At 33.3% G+C, this 22,977-nt stretch carries 24 protein-coding genes; 10 read left to right on the forward strand and 14 right to left on the reverse strand.

From position 1 onward, the window contains the following. Window positions 1-9: 9 nt before the first annotated feature. From PK35_RS07685 to PK35_RS07710, 6 genes are all read right to left on the reverse strand, one after another. On the reverse strand, window positions 10-642 hold the full coding sequence (locus tag PK35_RS07685; protein WP_044626125.1) for a peptidase associated/transthyretin-like domain-containing protein: 633 nt from the start codon (window positions 640-642) through the stop codon (window positions 10-12). A gap of 123 nt (window positions 643-765) precedes the next feature. Next, on the reverse strand, window positions 766-1,311 hold the full coding sequence (locus tag PK35_RS07690; RefSeq protein ID WP_044626126.1) for a DUF4251 domain-containing protein: 546 nt from the start codon (window positions 1,309-1,311) through the stop codon (window positions 766-768). Between the two features lie 74 nt (window positions 1,312-1,385). Next, window positions 1,386-2,432, reverse strand: coding sequence for a glycosyltransferase family 9 protein (locus PK35_RS07695; RefSeq protein WP_044626127.1), 1,047 nt, complete (start codon window positions 2,430-2,432; stop codon window positions 1,386-1,388). Then, the gene (locus tag PK35_RS07700; RefSeq protein WP_238320900.1) at window positions 2,429-3,280 is read right to left on the reverse strand and encodes a DMT family transporter; all 852 of its coding nucleotides are present in this window, start codon (window positions 3,278-3,280) and stop codon (window positions 2,429-2,431) included. The genes PK35_RS07695 and PK35_RS07700 overlap by 4 nt, the downstream gene beginning before the upstream one ends. Then, window positions 3,270-4,184, reverse strand: coding sequence for an EamA family transporter (locus tag PK35_RS07705; RefSeq protein WP_044626128.1), 915 nt, complete (start codon window positions 4,182-4,184; stop codon window positions 3,270-3,272). The genes PK35_RS07700 and PK35_RS07705 overlap by 11 nt, the downstream gene beginning before the upstream one ends. A 67-nt stretch (window positions 4,185-4,251) precedes the next feature. Continuing rightward, window positions 4,252-5,805, reverse strand: coding sequence for a DEAD/DEAH box helicase (locus tag PK35_RS07710; protein ID WP_044626129.1), 1,554 nt, complete (start codon window positions 5,803-5,805; stop codon window positions 4,252-4,254). Window positions 5,806-6,041: 236 nt separating this feature from the next. Between PK35_RS07710 and mgrA the strand changes: the two genes are divergently transcribed. Next, window positions 6,042-7,058, forward strand: a complete 1,017-nt coding sequence (mgrA, locus tag PK35_RS07715; protein WP_044626130.1) for an L-glyceraldehyde 3-phosphate reductase — start codon at window positions 6,042-6,044, stop codon at window positions 7,056-7,058. Here mgrA and PK35_RS07720 read toward each other — a convergent pair. Beyond that, a complete protein-coding gene (locus PK35_RS07720; RefSeq protein ID WP_044626131.1) occupies window positions 7,048-7,716 on the reverse strand; it encodes a hypothetical protein in 669 nt (222 codons plus the stop codon). The genes mgrA and PK35_RS07720 overlap by 11 nt on opposite strands. 365 nt (window positions 7,717-8,081) lie before the next feature. On the opposite strand from PK35_RS07720, the gene PK35_RS17955 reads away from it, so the two are divergent. Beyond that, window positions 8,082-8,216 (forward strand): hypothetical protein, encoded by a 135-nt coding sequence (locus tag PK35_RS17955; RefSeq protein WP_262509287.1) that lies wholly within the window; start codon window positions 8,082-8,084, stop codon window positions 8,214-8,216. Between the two features lie 56 nt (window positions 8,217-8,272). After that, entirely contained in the window at window positions 8,273-8,827 is a 555-nt protein-coding gene (locus PK35_RS07725) for an ExbD/TolR family protein (protein WP_044626132.1), read from the forward strand. Window position 8,828: 1 nt separating this feature from the next. Here PK35_RS07725 and PK35_RS07730 read toward each other — a convergent pair whose 3' ends face one another. Both PK35_RS07730 and PK35_RS07735 read right to left on the reverse strand, forming a co-directional pair. Continuing rightward, complete coding sequence (locus PK35_RS07730) at window positions 8,829-9,245, reverse strand: 3D domain-containing protein (RefSeq protein WP_044626133.1); 417 nt, start codon at window positions 9,243-9,245, stop codon at window positions 8,829-8,831. 4 nt (window positions 9,246-9,249) lie between these two features. Continuing rightward, window positions 9,250-11,226 carry an alpha-ketoacid dehydrogenase subunit alpha/beta gene (locus PK35_RS07735; protein WP_044626134.1) on the reverse strand — a complete coding sequence of 659 codons (1,977 nt, stop codon included), beginning with the start codon at window positions 11,224-11,226 and terminating at the stop codon, window positions 9,250-9,252. Between the two features lie 147 nt (window positions 11,227-11,373). Between PK35_RS07735 and PK35_RS07740 the strand changes: the two genes are divergently transcribed. The 7 genes from PK35_RS07740 (at window position 11,374) to PK35_RS07770 (ending at window position 17,415) form a co-directional block, all read left to right on the forward strand. Next, on the forward strand, window positions 11,374-12,324 hold the full coding sequence (locus tag PK35_RS07740; protein WP_044626135.1) for an isopenicillin N synthase family dioxygenase: 951 nt from the start codon (window positions 11,374-11,376) through the stop codon (window positions 12,322-12,324). Window positions 12,325-12,330: 6 nt separating this feature from the next. After that, a complete protein-coding gene (locus tag PK35_RS07745) occupies window positions 12,331-12,660 on the forward strand; it encodes a translation initiation factor (protein WP_044626136.1) in 330 nt (109 codons plus the stop codon). A 3-nt stretch (window positions 12,661-12,663) separates the two neighbouring features. Further along, a complete protein-coding gene (locus PK35_RS07750; RefSeq protein ID WP_044626137.1) occupies window positions 12,664-13,605 on the forward strand; it encodes a DUF1835 domain-containing protein in 942 nt (313 codons plus the stop codon). Then, complete coding sequence (locus PK35_RS07755) at window positions 13,595-14,470, forward strand: nucleoside phosphorylase (RefSeq protein WP_044626138.1); 876 nt, start codon at window positions 13,595-13,597, stop codon at window positions 14,468-14,470. Before PK35_RS07750 ends, PK35_RS07755 begins: the two co-directional genes overlap by 11 nt. An 11-nt stretch (window positions 14,471-14,481) precedes the next feature. After that, the gene (locus tag PK35_RS07760; protein WP_044626139.1) at window positions 14,482-15,336 is read left to right on the forward strand and encodes a substrate-binding domain-containing protein; all 855 of its coding nucleotides are present in this window, start codon (window positions 14,482-14,484) and stop codon (window positions 15,334-15,336) included. An 88-nt stretch (window positions 15,337-15,424) separates the two neighbouring features. Then, window positions 15,425-16,471 (forward strand): TlpA family protein disulfide reductase, encoded by a 1,047-nt coding sequence (locus PK35_RS07765; RefSeq protein WP_044626140.1) that lies wholly within the window; start codon window positions 15,425-15,427, stop codon window positions 16,469-16,471. Between the two features lie 245 nt (window positions 16,472-16,716). Beyond that, window positions 16,717-17,415: a hypothetical protein gene (locus PK35_RS07770; protein WP_131474401.1), complete on the forward strand. Its 699-nt coding sequence runs from the start codon at window positions 16,717-16,719 to the stop codon at window positions 17,413-17,415. 48 nt (window positions 17,416-17,463) lie between these two features. Here PK35_RS07770 and leuB read toward each other — a convergent pair whose 3' ends face one another. From leuB to PK35_RS07795, 5 genes are all read right to left on the reverse strand, one after another. Continuing rightward, on the reverse strand, window positions 17,464-18,519 hold the full coding sequence (gene leuB / locus PK35_RS07775; RefSeq protein WP_044626142.1) for a 3-isopropylmalate dehydrogenase: 1,056 nt from the start codon (window positions 18,517-18,519) through the stop codon (window positions 17,464-17,466). Window positions 18,520-18,708: 189 nt separating this feature from the next. Beyond that, complete coding sequence (locus PK35_RS07780; protein ID WP_044626143.1) at window positions 18,709-20,229, reverse strand: alpha-isopropylmalate synthase regulatory domain-containing protein; 1,521 nt, start codon at window positions 20,227-20,229, stop codon at window positions 18,709-18,711. A 60-nt stretch (window positions 20,230-20,289) separates the two neighbouring features. Next, a complete protein-coding gene (gene leuD / locus PK35_RS07785; RefSeq protein WP_044626144.1) occupies window positions 20,290-20,889 on the reverse strand; it encodes a 3-isopropylmalate dehydratase small subunit in 600 nt (199 codons plus the stop codon). Window positions 20,890-20,975: 86 nt separating this feature from the next. Then, window positions 20,976-22,379, reverse strand: coding sequence for a 3-isopropylmalate dehydratase large subunit (gene leuC, locus PK35_RS07790; RefSeq protein ID WP_044626145.1), 1,404 nt, complete (start codon window positions 22,377-22,379; stop codon window positions 20,976-20,978). A gap of 205 nt (window positions 22,380-22,584) precedes the next feature. Beyond that, the gene (locus tag PK35_RS07795; protein ID WP_044626146.1) at window positions 22,585-22,977 is read right to left on the reverse strand and encodes an acyl-CoA thioesterase; all 393 of its coding nucleotides are present in this window, start codon (window positions 22,975-22,977) and stop codon (window positions 22,585-22,587) included.

A 22,977-nucleotide genomic window follows, 5' to 3' on the forward strand; every position in this document is an offset into this window, starting at 1 on the left:
ACAAATAATTTAATATGAATCTGTTTCTTCTTTACCAAGAACAATATCTCGTTTTGCAATAAATAAACCTTCTTCTTTACTAAAGGTTAAGCTTAAAATTCTTGTTGGATTAGTATTTTCTATATCTTCTCTACAAGAATCTTTTAACGACGGATCATCGCTAAAAACATACGATTCTATTTTTTGTTCTTCTTTTCCAGGAGCTTTAATAATGGGTAAAATCTGTTTTAAATCTTTTCCTCTAAAATACGAACCAGGAACAAAGGTGTAAAATGTATATTTCCCATCGTCATTAGTTTTTACCCAACCACGGTGGCGTACATAACGTTTTTTGTTTTCACGTTTTAACTCGAAATTACCATTTTCATCGGTTTGATGTATAAAAAGAATAACATTTTTAGCAGGTGTTACGCCATCGTTTTCAAAAATGGTTCCTGTTATCTTTAATTTATTGGTTTTTGAAACAAAATCTGGAATTGTATCGACGTTATTAAGTTGTTTTTCAGAGTAATCGTAAACCGGACTACGTTTTTTAAAATTTTGAGGAATTTCATCTGAAACACTTGCAGTTTCTTGAGCTCCTACAAAATTAAAAACACTTAAAATAATTAATAAACTAAAAAAATAAAACGGCTTTTTCATGGGGCAATACGGTATTAATTTATTCAAAACTAATTAAGCAAACCCTTCGAAACTAAAATATTCGTTTGAACCTTAATATTTTACGACGAATAGATAAACGGTTTATTTCTTTAACAAAATATCTTATTCTGCAGTTTCTATAACATCACCAGAATATCTAATAGGAAATCTTGATGCGCTATTTAAGGACATGTTACTCTTTAAACTAGGCCAGAGAGTAATAAAAACATTAAAACTTTCGGCATTACTTTTAGCGTTGAAAGTTATATTGTAACCTTGATCTTTTCGTTTAACAATTTTATAATTTTCCATAATACCATTAAACTCTATAGCACTGTCACCACCGCCATAAGCTACTTGCATTTGGCGTTCACCAAAATAAGGTAAATACGAATAAATACTATCGCCAGAAACTTTTAAAAAATTAGAATTACCAACTAAATTAATACTATTGGCATTACTACCAGGTTGTAAAATTCCCGAATTTAAAACTTGCTGCATCGCGTTTGTAGTCTGCGGATATGCCCAATTAGATTCAATAAAAAAGGTTTTATTTTCAACTAAGTTAGCTAAAGCTTTTATTTGAGCGTCACTCGCTGTATTTTTTGATGATTTACAGGAAAAAACCAGTAAAACAAACACCAAAGTAGAATAATTAAACCATTTCATAGCACTAAATTTTTCATTTAAAATACAAAATTTAGTTGAATGATTAATTATAAATATCTTAATGATTTGCTAAACTAATTTAAAATATTGTTTGTTGCGGCAATCCAATCGTCAATAGTTGTTTCATTTGTATTGATGGCAACATTTTGGTTTCCGTAAGGCCCATAAACTGTTAAATCGGTTGGTGCAAATAAACCAACTGTTGGTGTTAAACTCGCGCTAGCTAAATGCATAACACCATTGTCGGCAGCAATAAAAACTGAAGTATTTTTAATGATCGCTGCCATTTCACGAATATCTTTACTGTAAAAATGAGGTGCTTTAAAATTAATTTTCGAAATGTTTTCAATCGGAAGCATTTCAATAATGTTGTAGTTTGAATATTCCTTTAATAATCTTTCATAAAAAGTATTCCACCAATCTTCAGAATAACATTTTCCTCCAGTCGCATTAGTGTAAATACAAATGGTTTTCTTGTTATTTTTTACTATGCCATTTAAAATAGCTTTGCCGTTTTCAATTTCTTCAGCATTCAATTTTAAATTTAAAACAGGTAATTCACTGTCATTTTTTTGGTAACCTAAATGTTCCAAAAATCGACGCAAATTATAAATTGGTTTCTTAGAAATATGCCTATAATCGCTATGTTTTTCAGCTATATCCTCGTAATGTTCGCCAAAAACTTTAAACTTAGCTTTACTAATATTCGTTATTAATCTCCCCGATGAAGAATTTGTATCTCCATTTATAACTAAATCGTAACGTTTTTGTTTAACAGAAACCCAAGTTATGGCGTACTTAATTAAATGATTAAATGGCTTTTTGGGTAACTGAATAATTTTATTTACCGCTTCGTAATTTTGAAATACAGGTACAGCTACGCCACCTTTTACAAATAAATCTATTTTACAATCGGGAAAAGTATTTACAACTTCCTGTACAATGGGCGTTAATAGTAATTGATTCCCAAGCCTATGATTAGGGCGAACAATTAGAACTTTTTTTATAGGTAACGGTTTTGAAGCATCAACAGTTGGTGTTTTATACGATTTGCCAACGTTTTTAGTTATGCGATGCATAATTTTTCGTCGAATACTATTTATGCGCCCAGGTACTTTCATTTTTTCTTATCCAGTTTAGTTTTGTATATCACATTTAAAATGAGTCCGGCAATAATTAAAGCCATACCTAATAAACTCCAAATTGTATATATTTCAGCAAATATAAGCACCCCAAATAGTAGTGTAAAAATAACTTCAATATATTTTAAAGGCGCCACTTGATTGGTTTGCGCTACTTGAAAAGCCTTTGTCATATAAACTTGTCCAAAATATCCAAAAACACCGAGTAACGCTAATAAAATCCATTCGGTGCCAACAGGATTTATCCAAGTATTAATGGTTAAAATACCTCCTGTAATAGTGGCGATTACCATAAAATAATTTACTACCACCACTGGGTGTTCACTTTTTCCTATTTTGTTTAAAATTACATAAACCAAACCACTAAAAATAGAGGCCATAAAAACATAAAGCAACCCTTGATTATTTATTTGAGAATCAAAACCTTTTAAAACTAAAACCCCTGAAAATGCCAGAGCAAAAAACAACCATTGTAGCGGCTTCATTTTTTGTTTCAATAAAAAAATTGCGAAAAACGATGCGAATATTGGCGCCATATAGCGCAATGTTACGGCTGTACCAATAGGCAAATATTTAGTAGACATAAAGAACAGTGTCATGGCTGTAACCCCAACCATGCCTCTTAATACCAGTAAAACTTTATTATTTCCTAAAAGAGAAATATTGTTTCTTAAGAGAAATGGTACCGTAAAAAACAAAGATCCTAAAGACCTAAAAAACACAATTTGGTATGCTCCTATTCCAGATAAATACTTAACGGTACTATTCATGCAAGCAAATGAAAATGTACTTATAAGCATGAATTTTATTGCTGATTTAACGTCCAATACTTCGTGGTTTAAATTTACGTTTCGTATTAATAAAGTAAACGCCAGTTAATAAAACAATGGCAGCAATTACAGACTGTGCGGTAATTTGTTCGTTTAAAATGTACCAACCTAATATTAAAGCTATAATAGGGTTTACATAAGTATTTGTAGCTACTTTTTCGGGCGAGACTTCTTTAAGTAAATAATTAAAAGCTGTAAAAGCAATGGTACTACCAAAAACAATTAATCCGAATAAGGCCCATTGCACATCGGTATGCCATTGTGTAGGCAACGACCAAGTTTCGCCAAAACAAAAGCTTAAAATTATAAGCATAACGCCTCCCGAAAGCATTTGATATGCCGTATTTACAAAGGAGTTTTTAGGTAAATCGGCCTTACCAACAAATAAACTACCATAACCCCAACTTATCATACAAACAAAAATCATAATCATGCCTATTATTTGGTTATCCTGACTAATAAGTTGCTTCTGGCTTACCAATAAATAAATACCTATAAAACCTAAAACAACCCCAATATAAGACATGGCAGATATTTTTTTCTTTTGAAGTATTCGCATTAAAATAAGTACCACAAGTGGTTGCGCCGAAATTTCTAAAGCTGCAAAACCACTATCAACATATTTTAAAGCCCAAACCACGACACCATTTCCAAAAGTTAAAAACAAAAAACCTGCAACAACAGTATTTTTAAGCTGATTTTTAGTAATGGAAATATCAATTTTTAAAACTTTTGCAATAATAAAAATGATAATACTAGCCATGGTAAACCTTATAGCTGCAATTTTAAAAGGCGGTAATTGCGTAACGGCTATTTTGTTAAGTAAATACGTAGAGCCCCAAATGACGTAAATAGCAAAAAAGGCTAAAATTATAGAAACGGTTTTACGAGAAACACGCATATGCTGCTTAAATAAAATGCTAATTTAAAGCTTATTTTATGGTTAGTTGGGAAAACGAAGAAATAAATTAATCTTCTGGTGGGTAGCCATGAATAGCTTCAAACACCTCGTCAAAATTATTTCGTAAATATGAATTTAGCTTTTTTCGATAATCACCTTTTAACCACTCCACAAAATTAAAGGTGCTTTTACTTATACATTTGGTGTAACGACCAATTCTAAAATCGATATCATCTCCTAATTTTTTGGCTAAAGCTAAAGCATCATAAACATCTTCACTATTTTCAATACAAATTTTAGCATGGTGCTCAATCGATCGTTCTAAAACCACTTTTGATGATTCGCCACTTCTAATAGAGTCGACATAGGTTTTTTGAACATCGAAATACACATCTTTAGAATTTGCAAATTCTGCACGTAATTCATCTGGCATCTCGTATCTAAAATTGCTTTCAAGTTCTTCGTCGCTTAAAATATTATCGAGATAGAAGTTTGGCGATTTAAAAATACGTTGCCAATCGAGGTCGTCGCCCCATGGTCCAAATCGATGGAAATTGTTTCCTAAATCAATCACCGAGAAGGTCTTTTTATCATTAAAAATACGCGAACCACGACCAATCATTTGGTAATAAAGGGTTAACGATTTTGTAGCACGGTTTAAAATAATACTCTCAACACTTGGTTCATCAAAACCTGTGGTTAAAATACTTACCGATGTTAAAATAGCATCGGGTGTTTTTTTAAACCACTTTAATATCATGGCACGTTCCTTTTTGGTATTGGTATTATCGAGATGTGCTATTGGATATCCAGCGCGACGAAATGTGTCATAAACATGCAATGAGGTGTTTATACCATTGTTAAAAATAAGCGTTTTTTTACCTTTCGAGCGTTCTTCGTAAGCTTGCAATAGCTTGGTAAGCATGTCGTTATCGGTATATAAATCTTCCGATGATTTTACAGTATAATCACCATTAGCACCAACAACCAGCGATGTTAAACCAACATTATAGGTAAACATTTCTGCACGAGCAAGAAAACCATTTTCAATTAACGATTCTATACTTTCACCTACAATAAGTTCGTCGTAATTGTCTGTCATAGGTAATTCAATGCTAGAACTTAATGGCGTTGCTGTAACACCTAAAATAAACGACTGACTAAAAAATTTGAATAGCTTGGTAAATGAGTTGTAATGCGCCTCATCAATAATTACTAAACCAATATCCGAAATATCTAATTTATTGTCGTTTAAACGATTATTCAAGGTTTCAACCATCGCTACAAAACAACTGTAATCGGCTTGATCGCTTAAATTGGCTTTACTATCTACCACCTTGTTTACTACACCAAATTCGGTTAGCATTTTCGAGGTTTGTTTACAAAGCTCAATACGATGCGTCATAACAATAACCTTCTTTTTATGGTGTTTTAGGTATTGTCTAACAATTTCAGAGAAGATAACCGTTTTACCTCCACCTGTTGGTAATTGGTAAAGTAAATGGTAATCGGAAGGAGATTCTTCAAAAGCTGTAAAAATCTTATTTATAGCGCCTTTTTGATAACTATAAAGGTCTTTTCCTGTTTTTCTTTCTTCTAATTCTGTTTTTGAAACGGACATATTTACAATTTACTGACGTGCAAAAATAACATCTTTAAAGGGTTTATTAAAGTAATATTTAGGTTAAATATGGATTTTATTGAAACTTATGGTATTTACATAAAATCTTTACGAATGTTTTACTTTGTAAGTGAATGCTTTATTAAGTTTAAAACGACTCAAAAATTTATTAAGCGTATTTTAGGTATAAAAATTTAAATACTTATTATATTTTTACTTCTCAATTAAATTAAATTATGGAAATAAATGATAAATCGGGAGCACTAAATTATCAAGCCAATCCCGATCGCTATAAACAAATTAACTATAACAGAACAGGAAAAAGTGGCGTGCTTTTGCCTGCTATTTCTCTAGGGTTATGGCATAATTTTGGCTTTGTAGATAGTTTGCAAAACGGAAGAGAAATTTTACGAACCGCTTTCGATTTGGGTATCACACATTTCGATTTAGCCAATAATTATGGGCCACCATATGGATCGGCAGAGGAAAATTTTGGAACTATTTTAAAGAATGATTTTAAAAGTTACCGAGATGAACTTTTTATTGCAACCAAAGCAGGTTATGATATGTGGCCTGGGCCTTATGGTAATTTAGGATCACGAAAATATTTAGTGGCAAGCTTGGACCAAAGTTTAAAGCGTATGGGACTCGATTATGTTGATATTTTTTATCATCACAGACCAGATCCAGACACACCTTTAGAAGAAACCATGGTGGCATTAGCCGATATTGTTAGACAAGGAAAAGCTCTTTACGTTGGAATTTCTAATTACAAACCTACCGAAACAGCTGAAGCCGCAAAATTATTAAAAGAACTTAAAGTACCTTTTATACTGCACCAAGCACGCTATTCGATGTTTGATAGATGGGTTGAAAACGGGTTGCTCGATACTTTAGAAGATAATGGTGTTGGCTGCATTGCCTTTTCGCCTTTAGCACAAGGTATGCTTACCGATAAGTATTTGCATGGTATTCCAGAAAACTCTAGAGCTGCTAAAAATTTAACCTATTTACAAAAAGATACCGTGAATAGTAATATTGAAAAAATTCAGAAATTAAATGAAATTGCTCAAAATAGAAATCAAAAATTATCTGAAATGGCAATTGCTTGGATTTTAAGACAAAAACAAGTGGCTTCGGTACTTATTGGAGCGAGTTCGTCGGCGCAATTAAAAACGAATATTAAAGCGTTGAATAATTTGAATTTTACAGAAGATGAATTAAAACAAATTGATGCGATAACTATTCCTTAACAACAATAATAGTTACTTTAACACCTTGGGCCAATGCCCATACTTTTTTAGAAATAATAGTACCCCATTGGTCCAAGATTTTATAGGCTGCGGTGTTAGGTTTAAATTCACCTTCGTTTACCGCATAAAAATCTATTTTATTAAACCCATCAATTAATTTTAGTTTAAAACCAGAATATCCATCACCTAAATAGGCTGCAGATTTAATAATATCGTCGTTAACCAAAATACGTAAAACATCGCCATCTACACGCCCATAATCGCGGTATAGCACTTGTACATATTCCGATTTAGTTTTATAATCACCCCAATAAGCATCTTCTTTTAAGCCCGAAAACTCGCCATGACCTTCTGGTAATACTTCTTTATTTAACCTTTTTAAATTATCACTATAAAGTTCTCCAGGATTCCCAAATTCTTCCTCAGGAAACATTGAAAATTCTTTTTTAGGTAATTCTAAATTAGGTGAAACTTTAGGGGTATTTAAACGAAACTGAGGGTTTGATTTTGGGTTGGTGCTTGAAAATACATTTGTTGTTGCAGAATCCTTCTTACTCTCAACAGCAGGAATAGCAACAGATTTTTGTTTACTATCTATTTGAGCATTAACAGATAACGAAAACAATAAAATAAAAATTAAAATGTATTTAGATGTCATAAATTCTAGAAAACAATTTAATAATGGCTTCAAATATATTTATTTATTAATCATTAAGCGAAAAGCCAATAAACTTTTAGTATCTGTTTAACAATAATTGTACCTAAATTATAAAAAAATAAATAATCTTAACTATTTCTTTTTTTAACCTAAAAATTGATTTAAATTTTTTCTTGTAACAATTTCCTCATTTTATCGTCTTCTATGTATAAATCAATTAATTAAAAAACGAAAAATTATGAGAACTTTAAACAACAACCAATTAACTGCAACTTTAAACGGAACAAAAAGTAACACTTGGAACAATAGAAGACGTTACAGATAAAACATCTAAATTTCATCAATCAATCAATCAATCAATCAAAATGAAAGCTATTATTAATCTTTCGCGTAAGTTAAACAAACTTACCCAACATCAAGAATTTACAAACAACCGTTCTATTAATTTTTATTTTAATAATAACGGTGTTTGGAAAGGCTCGAAGCGTTACGCACACTAACTTGTGGTATCATTTTTGTGATTTAAGTTTTTATTAACATTTTAAACTTTAATTACATGAGACATTCACAACAATCGCCACAAGTAAATGCAGGCTCAATGGCCGATATTGCATTTTTATTACTCATTTTCTTTTTGGTTACTGCAACTATTTCGTCCGATGAAGGATTGAATAGGCAATTACCTAAAGATTGCCCTACGGGAGACTGCAATGCGGTTATAGCAGACCGAAACATCTTGACCATTTTAATTAATGAAAAAGATGAATTAATGCTACAAAATAACCGAATTAAGGTTGACGAACTACAACCATTAGTCATGGATTTTATTGATAACAATGGTGATAAATCCTGCAGTTATTGTAATGGAAAACAAAACCCAAAAGCTTCAGACAACCCTAATAAAGCCGTTATTTCGCTTCAAGTTAGCGATTTAACAACTTATGATAAGTTTATTGAAGTACAAAACGAATTATCGAAAGCATATTATGTTTTAAGGAGTAATTATAGTAAACAAAAATTTAATAAACTACCTGAAGATTTAAGCAAATCGGAACTAAATCAAGTTAAAGAAGCGTATCCGTTTATACTTTCTGAAGCAGAAACAAAGTAAATTACTCTTGGTTTTTAGGTAACCCAAAATCTATGCAAACGCGCTTTTTACCCCATTGTTTGGCAGAATCTACATTTACGCCCATATAAATATCAATGCGATTTCTCCAACGCGAATGCATTTTATCTTTAACCCAAAATACTCCAGTTAAACCTTCAATTTTAACTGGAGTATTATGTTTTAAGCCTCGTTTTAAAAGGTCTCGTGAAACAGCAATATACTTTAAACCTGGTTTTAAGCTATCCCCAAAAGCTGTTATGTGCGGGTTAGAGTTGGTTTGATAGCTTAGCGAATTATAAGCCGTCGCAGTTACCATAGCCGAATTCCAACTAAATCCATCCTCAAAAGTTGGTGTCTTTTGTTTTGGGTTTTCACACGAAAACAGACTAATTAAAAGTATAACGTATAGTATTTTCATTGGTTTAATACGCTAATAGTGTTTTTAAGGCTTCCTCAAATCTGCATTTAGCTAAATATTGATCTTCTAACGGTTTTGCAAACGGAATGGGCGTTTCTAAACTAGCCACACGTTTAACAGGCGCATCTAAAAACTCAAAACAATGTTCCATAATTATAGCAGAAATATCGCTTGCAATCCCTCCAAATAGTGAGTCTTCTTGTAAAATAATTGCTTTTCCTGTTTTTTTAACCGAAGTAAAAATAGCTTCTATATCTAAGGGTTGAAGTGTTCTTAAATCTATTAAATCTGCTGAAATTTCAGGATTAGCCTCCAAAGTACCTAAAGCCCAATGTACGCCTGCACCGTATGAAATTATGGTAATATCGTCCCCTATTTTTATAGCGCTCGCTTTTCCAAATGATAAGGTGTAATAATTTGTTGGTACATCTTGCCGAATACTTCTGTATAACGCTTTATGCTCGAAAAACAACACTGGATTTGGGTCATTAATAGCGGTATTTAACAAGCCTTTTGCATCGTATGGAAACGCTGGATAAACCACTTTTAAACCTGGTGTTTTGGTAAACCAAGCTTCGTTAGTTTGCGAATGGAATGGGCCAGCACCAACATCGCCACCACATGGCATTCTAATAACCACATTGGCTTCTTGTTGCCAACGGTAATAACTTTTTGCTAAATAATTTACTATTGGGTTAAATCCAGACGAGACAAAATCGGCAAATTGCATTTCTACAATCGCTTTCATTCCGACTATTGACAAGCCCATGGCGGTTTCAACTATAGCAGATTCACAAATAGGTGTATTTCTAACACGGTCTTTACCAAATTGTTCTACAAAACCTTCGGTTATTTTAAAAACACCACCATATTCAGCAATATCTTGCCCCAAAATAATCAAATCATTATGACGTTCCATACTTTGTTTCAATCCTTCTTTTACACCATCAACAAACCGAATACTTTTTGTGTTTATATCAGGCTTACATTCTTGATATATAGCGTTTTTAAACACATCACTTAACTCATCACTTATAGTAGATTTTATTTCCTCTTCCTCAAAAACCAGCTGTAAATTAGCTTCAATATCATTTGAAATAGCTTCAACAATTTCTAACTCTAAGTCTTCATTTAAAATGGTGTCTTCAAATAAATAATTTCTAAAATTTTCAATAGGATCTTTAGCACGCCACGCTTCTATAAGCTCATTAGGAACATATTTGGTACCACTCGCCTCTTCATGTCCTCGTATTCTAAAAGTTTTAAACTCTAGTAATATTGGTCGCGGATTTTCCCGAACACTTTTAGCAAGGTCGCTTACCATTGTAAAAACTTCAACAATGTTATTACCATCAATGATATGACTTTCCATGTCGTAACCTAAAGCTCTATCAGCTAAATGTTCGCAATTATATTGTTCGTTTGTTGGTGTTGACAAGCCATAACCGTTGTTTTCAATGCAAAACAAAACTGGTAACTGCCAAACCGAAGCAACATTTAAAGCTTCGTGAAAGTCGCCTTCGCTTGTACCGCCTTCACCAGTAAAAACAGCGGTAACCGTATTTAATTTTTTAAGCTTAGACGCCAGAGCAATACCATCGGCAACGCCTAATTGAGGGCCTAAATGCGAAATCATGCCTACAATTTTAAATGCTTGCGTTCCAAAATGAAACGACCTATCGCGCCCTTTGGTAAACCCAGAGGCTTTACCTTGCCATTGTGCAAAAAGACGCTTTAACGGAATGTTTCGCGTTGTAAAAACTCCTAAATTCCGATGCATGGGTAAAATATATTCATCAGTATTTAAAGCCATCGTAACACCTACCGAAATGGCTTCTTGCCCAATACCCGAAAACCACTTACTTATCTTTCCTTGTCGCAATAAAACAAGCATCTTCTCCTCTATTAATCGAGGCTTCAGCATGTTTTTATACAAGTCTATTAAAACAGAATGAGAAAGGTTGTGTTTTTTGAAGTTCATAAATATTTAACAATTAAATCTTTAAATATTAACAAGGAATACAATCAAATATACTATAAATTGTAAAAATGATAATTAATTTACGGGCATTAAAAAATTCGATTGTTTTCGTACATTTGTATTTACACGTATTTTAAAAAACTTCAGATGAATAGCATACCTAGTGTAAATTTAAAAGATTTTACCTCTAACGATCCCGATAAAAAACAACAGTTTGTTAATGCCATTGGAAAAGCCTATGAAGAGATAGGTTTTGTAGCTTTAAAAGGGCATTTTTTAGATGATAATTTAGTTGAAAGACTTTATAGCGAAGTAAAAAACTTTTTTGAATTACCAGTTGAAACCAAACAGAAATACGAAATTCCAGGTATTGGTGGTCAACGTGGTTATGTATCGTTTGGTAAAGAAAGTGCTAAAGGAAAAAAAGAAGGCGATTTAAAAGAATTTTGGCATTTTGGACAGTATGTTGAAGATAATGATACTTTAAAAGCAGAATATCCTGATAATGTTATTGTTGATGAATTGCCAGAATTTAATAAAGTAGGTAAAGAAACTTACCAAATGCTTGAAAAAACAGCAAAATATGTTTTACGAGCTTTAGCATTACATTTAGGTTTAGAAGAAACCTATTTTGATGCTTATATACACAATGGAAATTCAATTTTACGCCCAATACACTATCCACCAATTACCCGAGAACCAAAAGAAGCAGTGCGTGCTGCCGCGCATGGCGACATTAATTTAATCACACTTTTAATGGGCGCACAAGGTAAAGGTTTACAGGTGCAAAATCATAAAGGTGAATGGATTGATGCCATTGCCGAACCCGATGAACTTATGATAAATGTTGGCGACATGCTTTCGCGCCATACTAACAATAAATTAAAATCTACAATTCATAGAGTTGTAAATCCGCCAAAAGAACTTTGGGGAACTTCGCGCTATTCTATCCCGTTTTTTATGCACCCAATTAGTAGCATGAAATTAGATGTTTTAGATAGTTGTGTAGATAACAATACCCCAAAACAATTCGACGATATTACTGCTGGCGAATTTTTAACCGAGCGTTTAATTGAGCTTGGTCTTATTAAAAAGTAAATATTTATGGATTTACAAGACCAGCTAAAAAACTTATTCCCCGACCACACACCCGAAGAAACCCCATCGAATACAGATGATTCGTCTGATATTTGGATGCAAGACGAGCCTATAATTTGCAAATACGAAAAACGTAAAGGCAAACCAACCACTATACTAGAAGGCTACACCGGAGCCACCGAAGACTTTAAACAACTAGCGAAAGAAATTAAAACAGCACTTAGTGTTGGCGGTAGTTTTAAGGATGATAAAATTATTATTCAAGGTGATTATCGCGATAAAATCATGTCTATTCTTAAAAATAAAGGCTTTAAAGTAAAGCGCGTTGGAGGCTAAATTATGAGTAAAAAACAACTACACATTACAAACGGAGATGCATTAACCCAAGTTTTAACCGATTTAAATATTGAAGGAGATATTCTAGTATGGCACGAAATGCTTTGCGAAGGGCCTACTCAAGAATTTATTTATTCGGAGGAGTTTTTAGAAAAAAGAAAAACTTTTTTTGATGAAACCTACGATATTGAAGTGGATGAAGATAGGATATTTTCAGAGTTAGGAAAACTTGATAACACCAATGCTTATTCCGAAATTGTGTTGTGGTTTGAATACGATTTATTTTGCCATATAAACATGGTTGCAGCCATAAGTTTATTACAACAGAAAAAAATTAACCTTCCTATTTATTTAGTTTGCAGCGGAAGAATTGAAGGCGAAAAAGATTTAAAAGGATTATCGGAACTATCCAGCAAACAATTACAAAAACACTACAAAAACAAAACGCTATTAACCCCAGAAGACATTGATTTAGCAACAACAGTTTGGGGTATTTATTGTGGTATCGATCATAATTTATTAAAGCCATTTATAGTAAAATCGTCGTCCTTCAAATATTTAAACAATTGTTTAAAAGCTCATTTAGAGCGCTTTCCAGATAGCAAAACAGGATTAAATATTTTAGAAACAAATATTTTAAAAATTATTAAAGAAGAAGAAATTAAATCTAAAAACCACTTGTTAGGCTATGCTTTAAACTACCAAGGTTACTATGGTTTTGGTGATTTACAAATGTCGAGAATTATTGATAAACTCAATTTGTTTTACAAAGTAGGAAATACCAAAATTGAATTAACTCGCAAAGGTTACGAAGCTTTACTAGGCAAATACAATGTTTCAAACGAGGTTAACGACAACATGTATTACGGTGGCGTAGAACGTTTAAATTATCAATTTAGCAAAACCGAAAATAAGCTAATCAAATCTGCTTTAAATGCCTATTAAAGAATCTGAACTTATATTAAATCCCGATGGCAGTGTTTATCATTTAAATTTAAAACCCGAACATGTTGCTAAAACCATAATTTTTGTTGGCGATCCCGATCGTGTTGAAAAAGTAACTTGCCATTTCGATTCAATAGAATTTACAACCCATAAACGCGAATTTAAAACACAAACGGGGTATTATAAAAACAAACGTATTTCGGTGATTTCAACAGGAATAGGCTCCGATAATATTGATATTGTTTTAAACGAACTCGACGCGCTTTTTAATATCGATTTACAAACTAGACAACCCCAAAAAACACTTACAAGCTTAAATATTATTCGTGTAGGAACTTCTGGTTCGTTACAAAAGGAAGTTCCTGTAAACTCGGTTTTAGTTAGCGAATATGGTTTGGATATAAACGGCACGCTTCAGTATTACATTACGGATAAAATAAACAACTCATCTATCGAAAATGAATTTGTTAAACAAACGCAATGGCACAAAAACAAATCAAAACCCATTGCAATAAAATCTAGTGAAAAGCTTTTCAAAATATTTTCAAACACCAACACTTTTTCAGGTATTACAGTAACTGCCAATGGTTTTTATGGCCCGCAAGGTCGTGTATTACGTTTGCCTATTCAAGATCCAGAAATTAATTCTAAATTAGAAAAATTCAATTTTAAAGATTTGAAAATTACAAATTTAGAAATGGAAACCTCTGGTATTTATGGGTTAGCTGCACTTCTAGGGCATCAAGCCATTTCACTAAATGCCATTATAGCGAATCGCCCAAGCGGAACTTTTAGTGAAAATCCATCAAAAGTTATAGAAGAATTAATACTTTACACACTAAATACGATTGTAGAACAAATCTAATTACGGTTTTAATGAAGAAAATAAACATTGGCGGCGTGCCAGAACACTTTAATTTAGCTTGGTATTTAACATTAAAAAACGGCGAATATAAAGAGGAAAATATAAATTTACGTTGGCACGATTACTACGGTGGCACAGGTGCTATGTGTAAAGCATTACGCAACAAAGAAATAGATTTAGCCGTAATTCTTACCGAAGGTATTATCAAAGATATTATAGATGGAAACCCAAGTAAAATTGTACAAACTTTTGTGCAAACACCACTAGTTTGGGGTATTCATGTGGCAGCAAACTCGTCGTTTAAGAGCATTGAAGATATAAAAGGAACTCGAGCTGCTATTAGTCGTTACGGTTCAGGATCACATTTAATGGCTTATATAAATGCCGAAAATCATAACTGGGATTTAAAAACCGATTTAAATTTTGAAGTTATAAAAGATTTAGATGGAGCCGTAAAAGGCTTAACGGAAGGTGTAGCCGATTATTTTATGTGGGAGAAATTTACAACAAAACCGCTAGTTGATGATGGTACATTTAGACGCATAGGCGACTGCCCTACACCTTGGCCTTGCTTTGTAATTGCGGCGCGTGAAGAGTTTATTGAGAATAACCCTGAGGAATTAAAAGCCATTTTAGACATCATTAATAACACTACACTCGATTTTAAAGATATACCTAGTATCGATAAAACCATTGCAAACCGTTACGAGCAGCAGTTAGAAGATGTACAGGAATGGCTAAGTATTACCGAATGGTCGCAACATTTAATTGATAAGGACACAGTAATGAAAACCCAAAAGGAGTTATTTGCACTCGATATTATTCCTGAAATAGCCAAATATGAAGATTTGGTTTTTAAAGTTTAGTAATTCGATACTACAATGTTAATGTTTATTAAAAAAATAGTTTTCCTACACATAATAATTACCTTTAAAAACTAAAACTCTAAACAATATGAAAAAAATTCTTTTAGGTGCATTTGCTTTAGCTGCAATCGCTTGCAAGCAAGAACCCAAAGATTATGTTACCCTTTCTGGGAAAATCACCGATAAAAACAGCGACTCACTATTAATTAGAACAAGAACTTATTCTAAAACTATTAAAGTTAACGATGACGGCACGTTTAGCGATACTTTAAAAGTTGAACCTGGGATTTACAACCTTTTTGATGGTGCAGAATCTACAAATATATTCCTTAAAAACGGATTTGAAATTGATATTGCTTTAGACACAAAGGAGTTCGATGAATCCATTACATTCACTGGTTCTGGCGCTGAACACAGTACATTTTTAGCTAAAAATGCCTTGATGCAAGAAGAATTATTGGATATTGATGCACTTGGCGAATTAAATATGGAAGCTCTCGAAACAGAGTTAAACGGTATAAAAACAAAATTATCTGATTTTTACACAGCCAATTCAAATATTGATACCTTAATTACAAACAACTTAAACAAAAGTTTAGAGCCTATGCTAAATTCGTACAAGCGATATTTAGCTCAAGGGATTGCTTTAAAAGAAGCTTTACCAAAAGGGGCGCCCTCGCCTACTTTCGAGAATTTCGAGAATGTAAAAGGTGGTACCACATCGTTAAGCGATTTAAAAGGAAAATATGTTTATGTAGATGTTTGGGCAACTTGGTGCGGGCCGTGTAAAGCCGAAATCCCATCTTTAAAAGCATTAGAAGCAGAATACCACGATAAAAACATTCAATTTGTAAGCCTTTCGGTTGATGATGGCAGAGGCTATAGAGCAGATACCAAGGAAGAATCTGCCGAATTAGCCAAAGCCGGTTGGAAAAAAATGATTGCAGATAAAGCGCTTGGCGGCATTCAAATATTATCGCCAAATGGATGGCAAACAGATTTTGTTCAAAACTATAAAATAAACGGTATTCCTCGTTTTATCTTAATCGACCCTGATGGGAACATTGTTTCTGCCGATGCACCAAGACCATCAAGCGAAAAAATTAAAACTTTATTTAATGAGTTAAGCATTTAATTTAACCTATAACTCTAAAGTTTCATCATTTTAAAATAGGCTGACTAAAGAATTAAAATCTCTTTAGTCAGCTTTTTTTATTATTTCTTCTTTTCTTCTTTTCTTCTTTTTAAAGATAATTCCACTTTTAATCGAAAAAATTACTTTCAAATCTTAATTTACAAAAAACGCAACACCTTATTTTTAAACTAATTATATATATTTGTTAGTAACAGCAATCCAAATCTAAACTACCCAAATAGCTTATGTTGCGATATAATATTTTAAAAGCACCTGTTTTTTATATAGTGGGTTTGTTTTTTGTTAACTGTCTTACATTACCTGCTCAAGATTACGATTTTATATTTAGCGAAGTTAGAAACCAAGCATTGGTTAAAAGCGAAGGAAAATCGCCATATGTTTATGAATTAATCGCCGAGAAATTTATAGTTACAGGACCAGATAAATACATTAAGCGTATTACACCTTTTTATCAAAAAACTTTGTTATACAAAGATTTAGCTCAAGATGACAGTATAAAAATAGTCCAGCTAAAACAAGCCTCTCAACCAATAACTAATTTAGATGAAGCCGATGTTAATAACCGTTTAGAAGTGTATAGACGTACTTTAAAACGAGCTAAAAAATACGAACTAGTTCCTGCAACATCAAACCCATTTTATAAACTTAAAATTAGACGAAATATATTTAAACCAGAACAAGTAATACTTGGGCGATTTAAAGCTTTAGGCTTGTATTATGTAATAAAAAATGTTGCTGGTTTAACCGAGTGTAATTTAATACCCGTTGAAGAAGCTAAAGAAAATAACATTACCAAAGATCAATTTTTATTTGAAAACAAATTTGTAGTTATTCAAAATTTACACACCAAGGTATATTACATGGTTTTTCCCGATTTTATAAAAAAATACCCGATTAAAGTTTCAGAAAAAATAAAAACCTGATAACTTCAATAAGCTACCAGGTTTACCTTATGTTTTTTCTTTATTTTCTTAAATATTCTTAGCTAACCAATCGCCAACTTCGGTAGTACCATAAGCTTTTCCACCTTCAGCTAAATCTTCAGTAACAATACCTTCAGCTAAAGCTTTATTTACGGCTTCACGAATAACTTTACCTTCTTCGGCTAAACCAAAGTTTTCAAACATCATAGCAGCAGATAACACCGTTGCCATTGGGTTTGCAATATTTTTACCGGCCGCTTGTGGGTAAGACCCATGAATTGGCTCGAATAACGAAATGCTAGTTCCTAAAGATGCCGATGGCATTAATCCCATAGAACCCGAAATTACAGAAGCTTCATCAGTTAAAACATCACCAAATAAGTTTTCGGTAATTAATACATCGTAATCTTTTGGCCATTGTACCAAACGCATGGCTACAGCATCAACAAACTCGTAGCTTACCTCTACTTCTGGGTAATCTTTTTCCATACCTTGTACAGTTTCTCTCCATAAACGCGATGTTTCCATAACGTTTGCTTTATCTACACAACATAATTTTTTCGAGCGTTGCATAGCCGCTTCAAAACCTTTTTTAGCCAAACGCGTAATTTCTTCTTTGGTATACATATTGGTATCGAAAGCTGTATTACCATCGTCTTTTCTACCTTTTTCACCAAAGTAAACCCCTGAAGTTAACTCTCGGAAAAACACCAAATCAGTCCCTTCAATACGTTCCTTTTTTAAAGGCGATTTATCTAATAACGACGGAAAAACAAATGTTGGGCGCACGTTAGCAAACAAACCTAATTTTTTACGCATTTTTAATAACCCTTGCTCTGGGCGCACCTTTGCAGTAGGATCGTTATCGAATTTTGGGTGACCAATAGCTCCAAATAAAACCGCATCAGACGATGCACAGATTTCGTGAGTTTCATCTGGATAAGGTTCGCCAACGGCATCAATAGCGGCAGCACCAGTTAAAGCTGGTTTCCAGTTAATTTCATGTCCAAATTTTTCAGCAACCGCATCACTAACTTTTACGGCTTGATCTATAACTTCTGGTCCTATCCCGTCTCCGGCTAAAAGGGCTATGTTTAATTTCATTTTAGTTTATTTATCTATTTATTAATTTGTCTATAATTTGGGCGTTACCCACATAGGGTCGGGCTTTTCGCTATATCTTTTTTTGAGCTGTTCTCGATACATTTTACTCATACTTCGTAAAACACTCGAACTGACAAAAAAAGGATGTCGCTGCAATCCCTAACGCGCTGTATTACTAACAATAAACTTTTAGTTAGTAATAATATTTAGCATTTTTTCTGTAGCTATAATTGCTGAAACTGTTTGATCGGAATCTAAACCACGTGTTTTAAACTCTTTAGTGTCCGATTTCCAAGTAATTATAGTTTCACACAGAGCATCCGAGTTACTTCCTGGTGGAATTCGTACTGCATAATCAATTAATGCAGGTAAAACCATTTTCTTTTTCTTAAAAATGCTACGCAAAGCATTCATAAAAGCATCAAATTGTCCGTCGCCCTGTGCATTTTCTTCAAACGTTTCTCCTTCAATAGTAATAGAAACCGTTGTTGATGGTTTTAAACCTTTTGAGTGTGTTAATACATAATTATTTACAGTTACCTTTTCTTCGTAAGTTCTATCTAAAACATCCGAAATAATATATGGTAAATCCTCTTTTGTTACGACTTGCTTTTTGTCGCCCAACTCAATAATACGCTGGGTTACTTTTTTAAGCGCATCATCGTTTAATTGAAGCCCTAACTCCTGTAAATTCTTTTGAATATTAGCTTTCCCAGACGATTTTCCTAAGGCATACTGGCGTTTTCTACCAAAACGTTCTGGCATTAAATCGCTAAAATACAAGTTGTTTTTATTGTCGCCATCGGCATGAATACCAGCGGTTTGCGTAAACACATTGGCGCCAACAATAGGCTTATTTGCAGGAATTAAAATACCCGAAAAATTCTCGACCAACTTACTCACCGTGTAAAGTGCTTTTTCGTTGGCATTTATGGTAACATCTGGTAAATAATCGTTTATTACAGCAATAGTACTTGCCATAGGTGCATTACCAGCGCGTTCGCCCATGCCGTTTATGGTTAAATGTAAACCATCGGCACCAGCTTTTATTCCCTCAATGGCATTCGATACACCTAAATCGTAATCGTTGTGTGTATGAAAATCAAAATGAGTATTGGGGTACTTATCTTTAATTTCTTTTATAAACTCGTAAGATTCACTTGGTGTTAAAACGCCTAAAGTATCAGGTAACATAACACGTTTAACAGGTTGTGTTGCTAAAAACTCTAAAAATTCAAACACATAATCTTTAGAGTTGCGCATACCATTACTCCAATCCTCTAAATAAATATTGGTTTCAATACCTTTACTTTTGGCTAAGGCAATATTTTCTTTTATATCGCTAAAGTGTTGATTAGGTGTCTTTTTTAATTGATAAGTTAAATGATTAAGTGAGCCTTTTGTTAACAGGTTTTGAACCTTTGCTCCTGCTTCAATCATCCAGTCTATTGAAATACCATTATCCACAAATGTGAGTACTTCAACATGATCTAAATAATCGTTTTCACTTGCCCAATTAGTAATATTTTTTACCGCTTGAAACTCGCCTTCCGACACCCTTGCTGAAGCAATTTCAATACGATCTACCTTTAATTCCTCTAAAAGTAATTTAGCAATGGTTAATTTCTCTGAAGCAGAAAACGACACGCCCGAGGTTTGCTCACCATCGCGCAGTGTCGTATCCATAATTTCTATATGTTTCTTACTCATTAATGTTTAGTCCTCAATATTTTTAAGAACCTGAAATAAATTCAGGTTGACAAATATGAATTAAAAAGGTCTAGTTTCTGCGAAAGCAGCTACATCTTCTTTCATGCTTTGAAGATAATCGATATCATCAAAACCATTTAACATATTTCCTTTTTTGTAACCATTAATATCGAAAGATTCCGATTCGCCTGTAGACACTAAAGTTACTGTTTGATTTGGTAAATCAACCTTTATTTCGGCTTTTGGGTCGGCATCAATGGCATCAAACAATTTTTGAGCAAAAATTGCTGACACTTGTACTGGTAAAACCCCAACATTTAAACAGTTATTTCTAAAAATATCTGCAAAAAACGATGAGATTACACAACGTAAACCAAAATCGTAAACCGACCAAGCCGCGTGCTCTCTTGATGATCCTGAACCAAAATTTTTACCACCGACTAATATTTTAGAACCAGCATATTTAGCATCGTTTAAAGGAAAATCTGCAATTGGATTTCCTTCAGAATCGTATCTCCAATCTCTAAAAAAGTTATCTCCAAAACCTTTACGCTCTGTTGCTTTTAAGAAACGAGCAGGTATAATTTGGTCTGTATCAACGTTTTCAATTGGTAATGGGTAAGCTGTACTTGTTAAAACTTCAAATTTATCGTAAGCCATTTTTTATATTGTTTTAAAGTTAAAAGTTTGAATGTTTCATTTTAAAACACCTATAAACTTTATTAACTTTTATTACTTTTTTACTATTAAACTAATTCTAATAACGTTCTTGGGTCGGTTACAACACCTTCAACCGCGGTAGCAGCTGCCACTAATGGCGATGCTAAAAGCGTTCTTGAACCTGGACCTTGACGCCCTTCAAAATTACGGTTAGATGTAGAAACTGCTAATTTACCAGCAGGAACTTTATCATCGTTCATTGCTAAACACGCCGAACAACCCGGTTCTCTTAATACAAAACCAGCATCAGTTAAAATTTTATCTAATCCTTCTTCTTTAATTTGATCGACTACTTTATGAGAACCTGGAACTAACCAAGCGGTAATATTTGGTGCTTTTTGGCGACCTTCAATAATAGAACAGAATGCTCTAAAATCTTCAATACGACCGTTTGTACATGATCCTAAGAACACATAATCAACCGTTTTACCAATCATATTTTCCCCTTCATTAAACTTCATATAGCCTAATGACTTTTTGTAAGTCGCAATACCACCTTCAACATTTTCAGCTAAAGGAATTGATTTAGTAACACCAATACCCATACCTGGATTGGTACCATAAGTAATCATTGGCTCAATATCGGCTGCATCATATGTAAATTCGGCGTCAAATTCAGCACCTTCTTCAGTGTATAAGGTTTCCCAGTAAGCCATGGCTTTATCCCAATCGGCTCCTTTTGGTGTGTGTTTTCTTCCTTTTATGTATTCAAATGTTTTTTCATCTGGAGCAATCATACCACCACGAGCACCCATTTCAATAGATAGGTTACAAACCGTCATACGACCTTCCATGGTCATGTTTTCAAAAACATCACCTGCATATTCTACGAAATAACCCGTAGCACCAGAAGTGGTTTGTTTCGATATAATATAAAGTGCCACATCTTTTGGAGTAACACCAAAACCTAATTCACCATTAATATTAATGCGCATTTTTTTAGGTTTAGGTTGCATGATACATTGTGTAGACAATACCATTTCAACCTCCGAAGTACCAATACCAAATGCAATAGCACCAAAAGCACCGTGCGTTGATGTGTGTGAATCGCCACAAACAATAGTAGAGCCTGGCAACGTAATACCATTTTCTGGCCCAACAATATGAACAATTCCGTTATTTCTATGTCCTAACCCCCAGTGAGAGATACCATATTCTGCAGCGTTATTAGCTAAGGCTTCTAACTGGTTTGCTGATAACGGATCGGCAACTGGTAAATGCTGATCCCAAGTTGGTGTATTGTGATCGGCTGTAGCGAAAGTTTTTTCTGGGTACATTACGCCAATACCGCGGCTTTTTAATCCAACAAAAGCAACAGGACTGGTAACTTCATGAATAAAATGACGATCGATGAAAAATACATCTGGGCCATCTTCTATTTTTCTAACAACATGGGAATCCCATACTTTGTCAAACAACGTTTTGCTCATATTATAATAATTAGTTTTTTTAGAAATTTTAATTGTACTGTTTTTAAAGACATGAAAATATCTCAAAAAAAGGTCAACAAATTTAGGTTTTATTACACTTATTTAAAACTTTAGTTGGATTTGTTATGTAACTTTTATAAAATTACCAAAAGAAATTGCATAAACTGCATTATTTTCAACAGATATTTAAATTTGGCAATAATTTTTAATCATTGTTTAATCTGTTAGACACGTATTCTATCTTTGTTTTCCCGTGTGGCAAGGCTTTTCCATCTTCACCTAAGTTAACCATAACAATATTGGATATGGTAATGATGGTTTCTCTTGTCATTTTATTCCGTACTTCGCAACTTAAAGTAAGTGATGCTTTACCAAATTTTACCACATCGATACCAATTTCAATAATATCGCCTTGGCGTGCCGAAGCTCTAAAATCAATTTCACTGATATATTTGGTAACAACCTTTCTGTTTTCTAACTGAATAATCGTATAAAGAGCTGCTTCTTCATCTATCCATTCTAGTAATCGTCCGCCAAACAACGTGCCATTTGCGTTTAAATCTTCAGGTTTAATCCATTTTCTGGTGTGAAATCTCAT

Origin of the sequence: Neotamlana nanhaiensis, assembly GCF_000943555.1 — a bacterium.
GTDB lineage: Bacteria > Bacteroidota > Bacteroidia > Flavobacteriales > Flavobacteriaceae > Neotamlana > Neotamlana nanhaiensis.

Coding starts and splice junctions, on each gene's coding strand:
- PK35_RS07745 (WP_044626136.1), top strand. CDS start 12,331: ATGGATTTACAAGACCAGCTAAAAAACTTATTCCCCGACCACACACCC.
- PK35_RS07725 (WP_044626132.1), top strand. CDS start 8,273: ATGAGACATTCACAACAATCGCCACAAGTAAATGCAGGCTCAATGGCC.
- leuD (WP_044626144.1), bottom strand. CDS start 20,889: ATGGCTTACGATAAATTTGAAGTTTTAACAAGTACAGCTTACCCATTA.
- PK35_RS07735 (WP_044626134.1), bottom strand. CDS start 11,226: ATGAACTTCAAAAAACACAACCTTTCTCATTCTGTTTTAATAGACTTG.
- PK35_RS07765 (WP_044626140.1), top strand. CDS start 15,425: ATGAAAAAAATTCTTTTAGGTGCATTTGCTTTAGCTGCAATCGCTTGC.
- leuC (WP_044626145.1), bottom strand. CDS start 22,379: ATGAGCAAAACGTTGTTTGACAAAGTATGGGATTCCCATGTTGTTAGA.
- PK35_RS07695 (WP_044626127.1), bottom strand. CDS start 2,432: ATGAAAGTACCTGGGCGCATAAATAGTATTCGACGAAAAATTATGCAT.
- PK35_RS07710 (WP_044626129.1), bottom strand. CDS start 5,805: ATGTCCGTTTCAAAAACAGAATTAGAAGAAAGAAAAACAGGAAAAGAC.
- PK35_RS07730 (WP_044626133.1), bottom strand. CDS start 9,245: ATGAAAATACTATACGTTATACTTTTAATTAGTCTGTTTTCGTGTGAA.
- PK35_RS17955 (WP_262509287.1), top strand. CDS start 8,082: ATGAAAGCTATTATTAATCTTTCGCGTAAGTTAAACAAACTTACCCAA.
- PK35_RS07770 (WP_131474401.1), top strand. CDS start 16,717: ATGTTGCGATATAATATTTTAAAAGCACCTGTTTTTTATATAGTGGGT.
- PK35_RS07690 (WP_044626126.1), bottom strand. CDS start 1,311: ATGAAATGGTTTAATTATTCTACTTTGGTGTTTGTTTTACTGGTTTTT.
- PK35_RS07720 (WP_044626131.1), bottom strand. CDS start 7,716: ATGACATCTAAATACATTTTAATTTTTATTTTATTGTTTTCGTTATCT.
- PK35_RS07780 (WP_044626143.1), bottom strand. CDS start 20,229: ATGAGTAAGAAACATATAGAAATTATGGATACGACACTGCGCGATGGT.
- PK35_RS07795 (WP_044626146.1), bottom strand. CDS start 22,977: ATGAGATTTCACACCAGAAAATGGATTAAACCTGAAGATTTAAACGCA.
- mgrA (WP_044626130.1), top strand. CDS start 6,042: ATGGAAATAAATGATAAATCGGGAGCACTAAATTATCAAGCCAATCCC.
- PK35_RS07705 (WP_044626128.1), bottom strand. CDS start 4,184: ATGCGTGTTTCTCGTAAAACCGTTTCTATAATTTTAGCCTTTTTTGCT.
- leuB (WP_044626142.1), bottom strand. CDS start 18,519: ATGAAATTAAACATAGCCCTTTTAGCCGGAGACGGGATAGGACCAGAA.
- PK35_RS07755 (WP_044626138.1), top strand. CDS start 13,595: ATGCCTATTAAAGAATCTGAACTTATATTAAATCCCGATGGCAGTGTT.
- PK35_RS07750 (WP_044626137.1), top strand. CDS start 12,664: ATGAGTAAAAAACAACTACACATTACAAACGGAGATGCATTAACCCAA.
- PK35_RS07685 (WP_044626125.1), bottom strand. CDS start 642: ATGAAAAAGCCGTTTTATTTTTTTAGTTTATTAATTATTTTAAGTGTT.
- PK35_RS07740 (WP_044626135.1), top strand. CDS start 11,374: ATGAATAGCATACCTAGTGTAAATTTAAAAGATTTTACCTCTAACGAT.
- PK35_RS07760 (WP_044626139.1), top strand. CDS start 14,482: ATGAAGAAAATAAACATTGGCGGCGTGCCAGAACACTTTAATTTAGCT.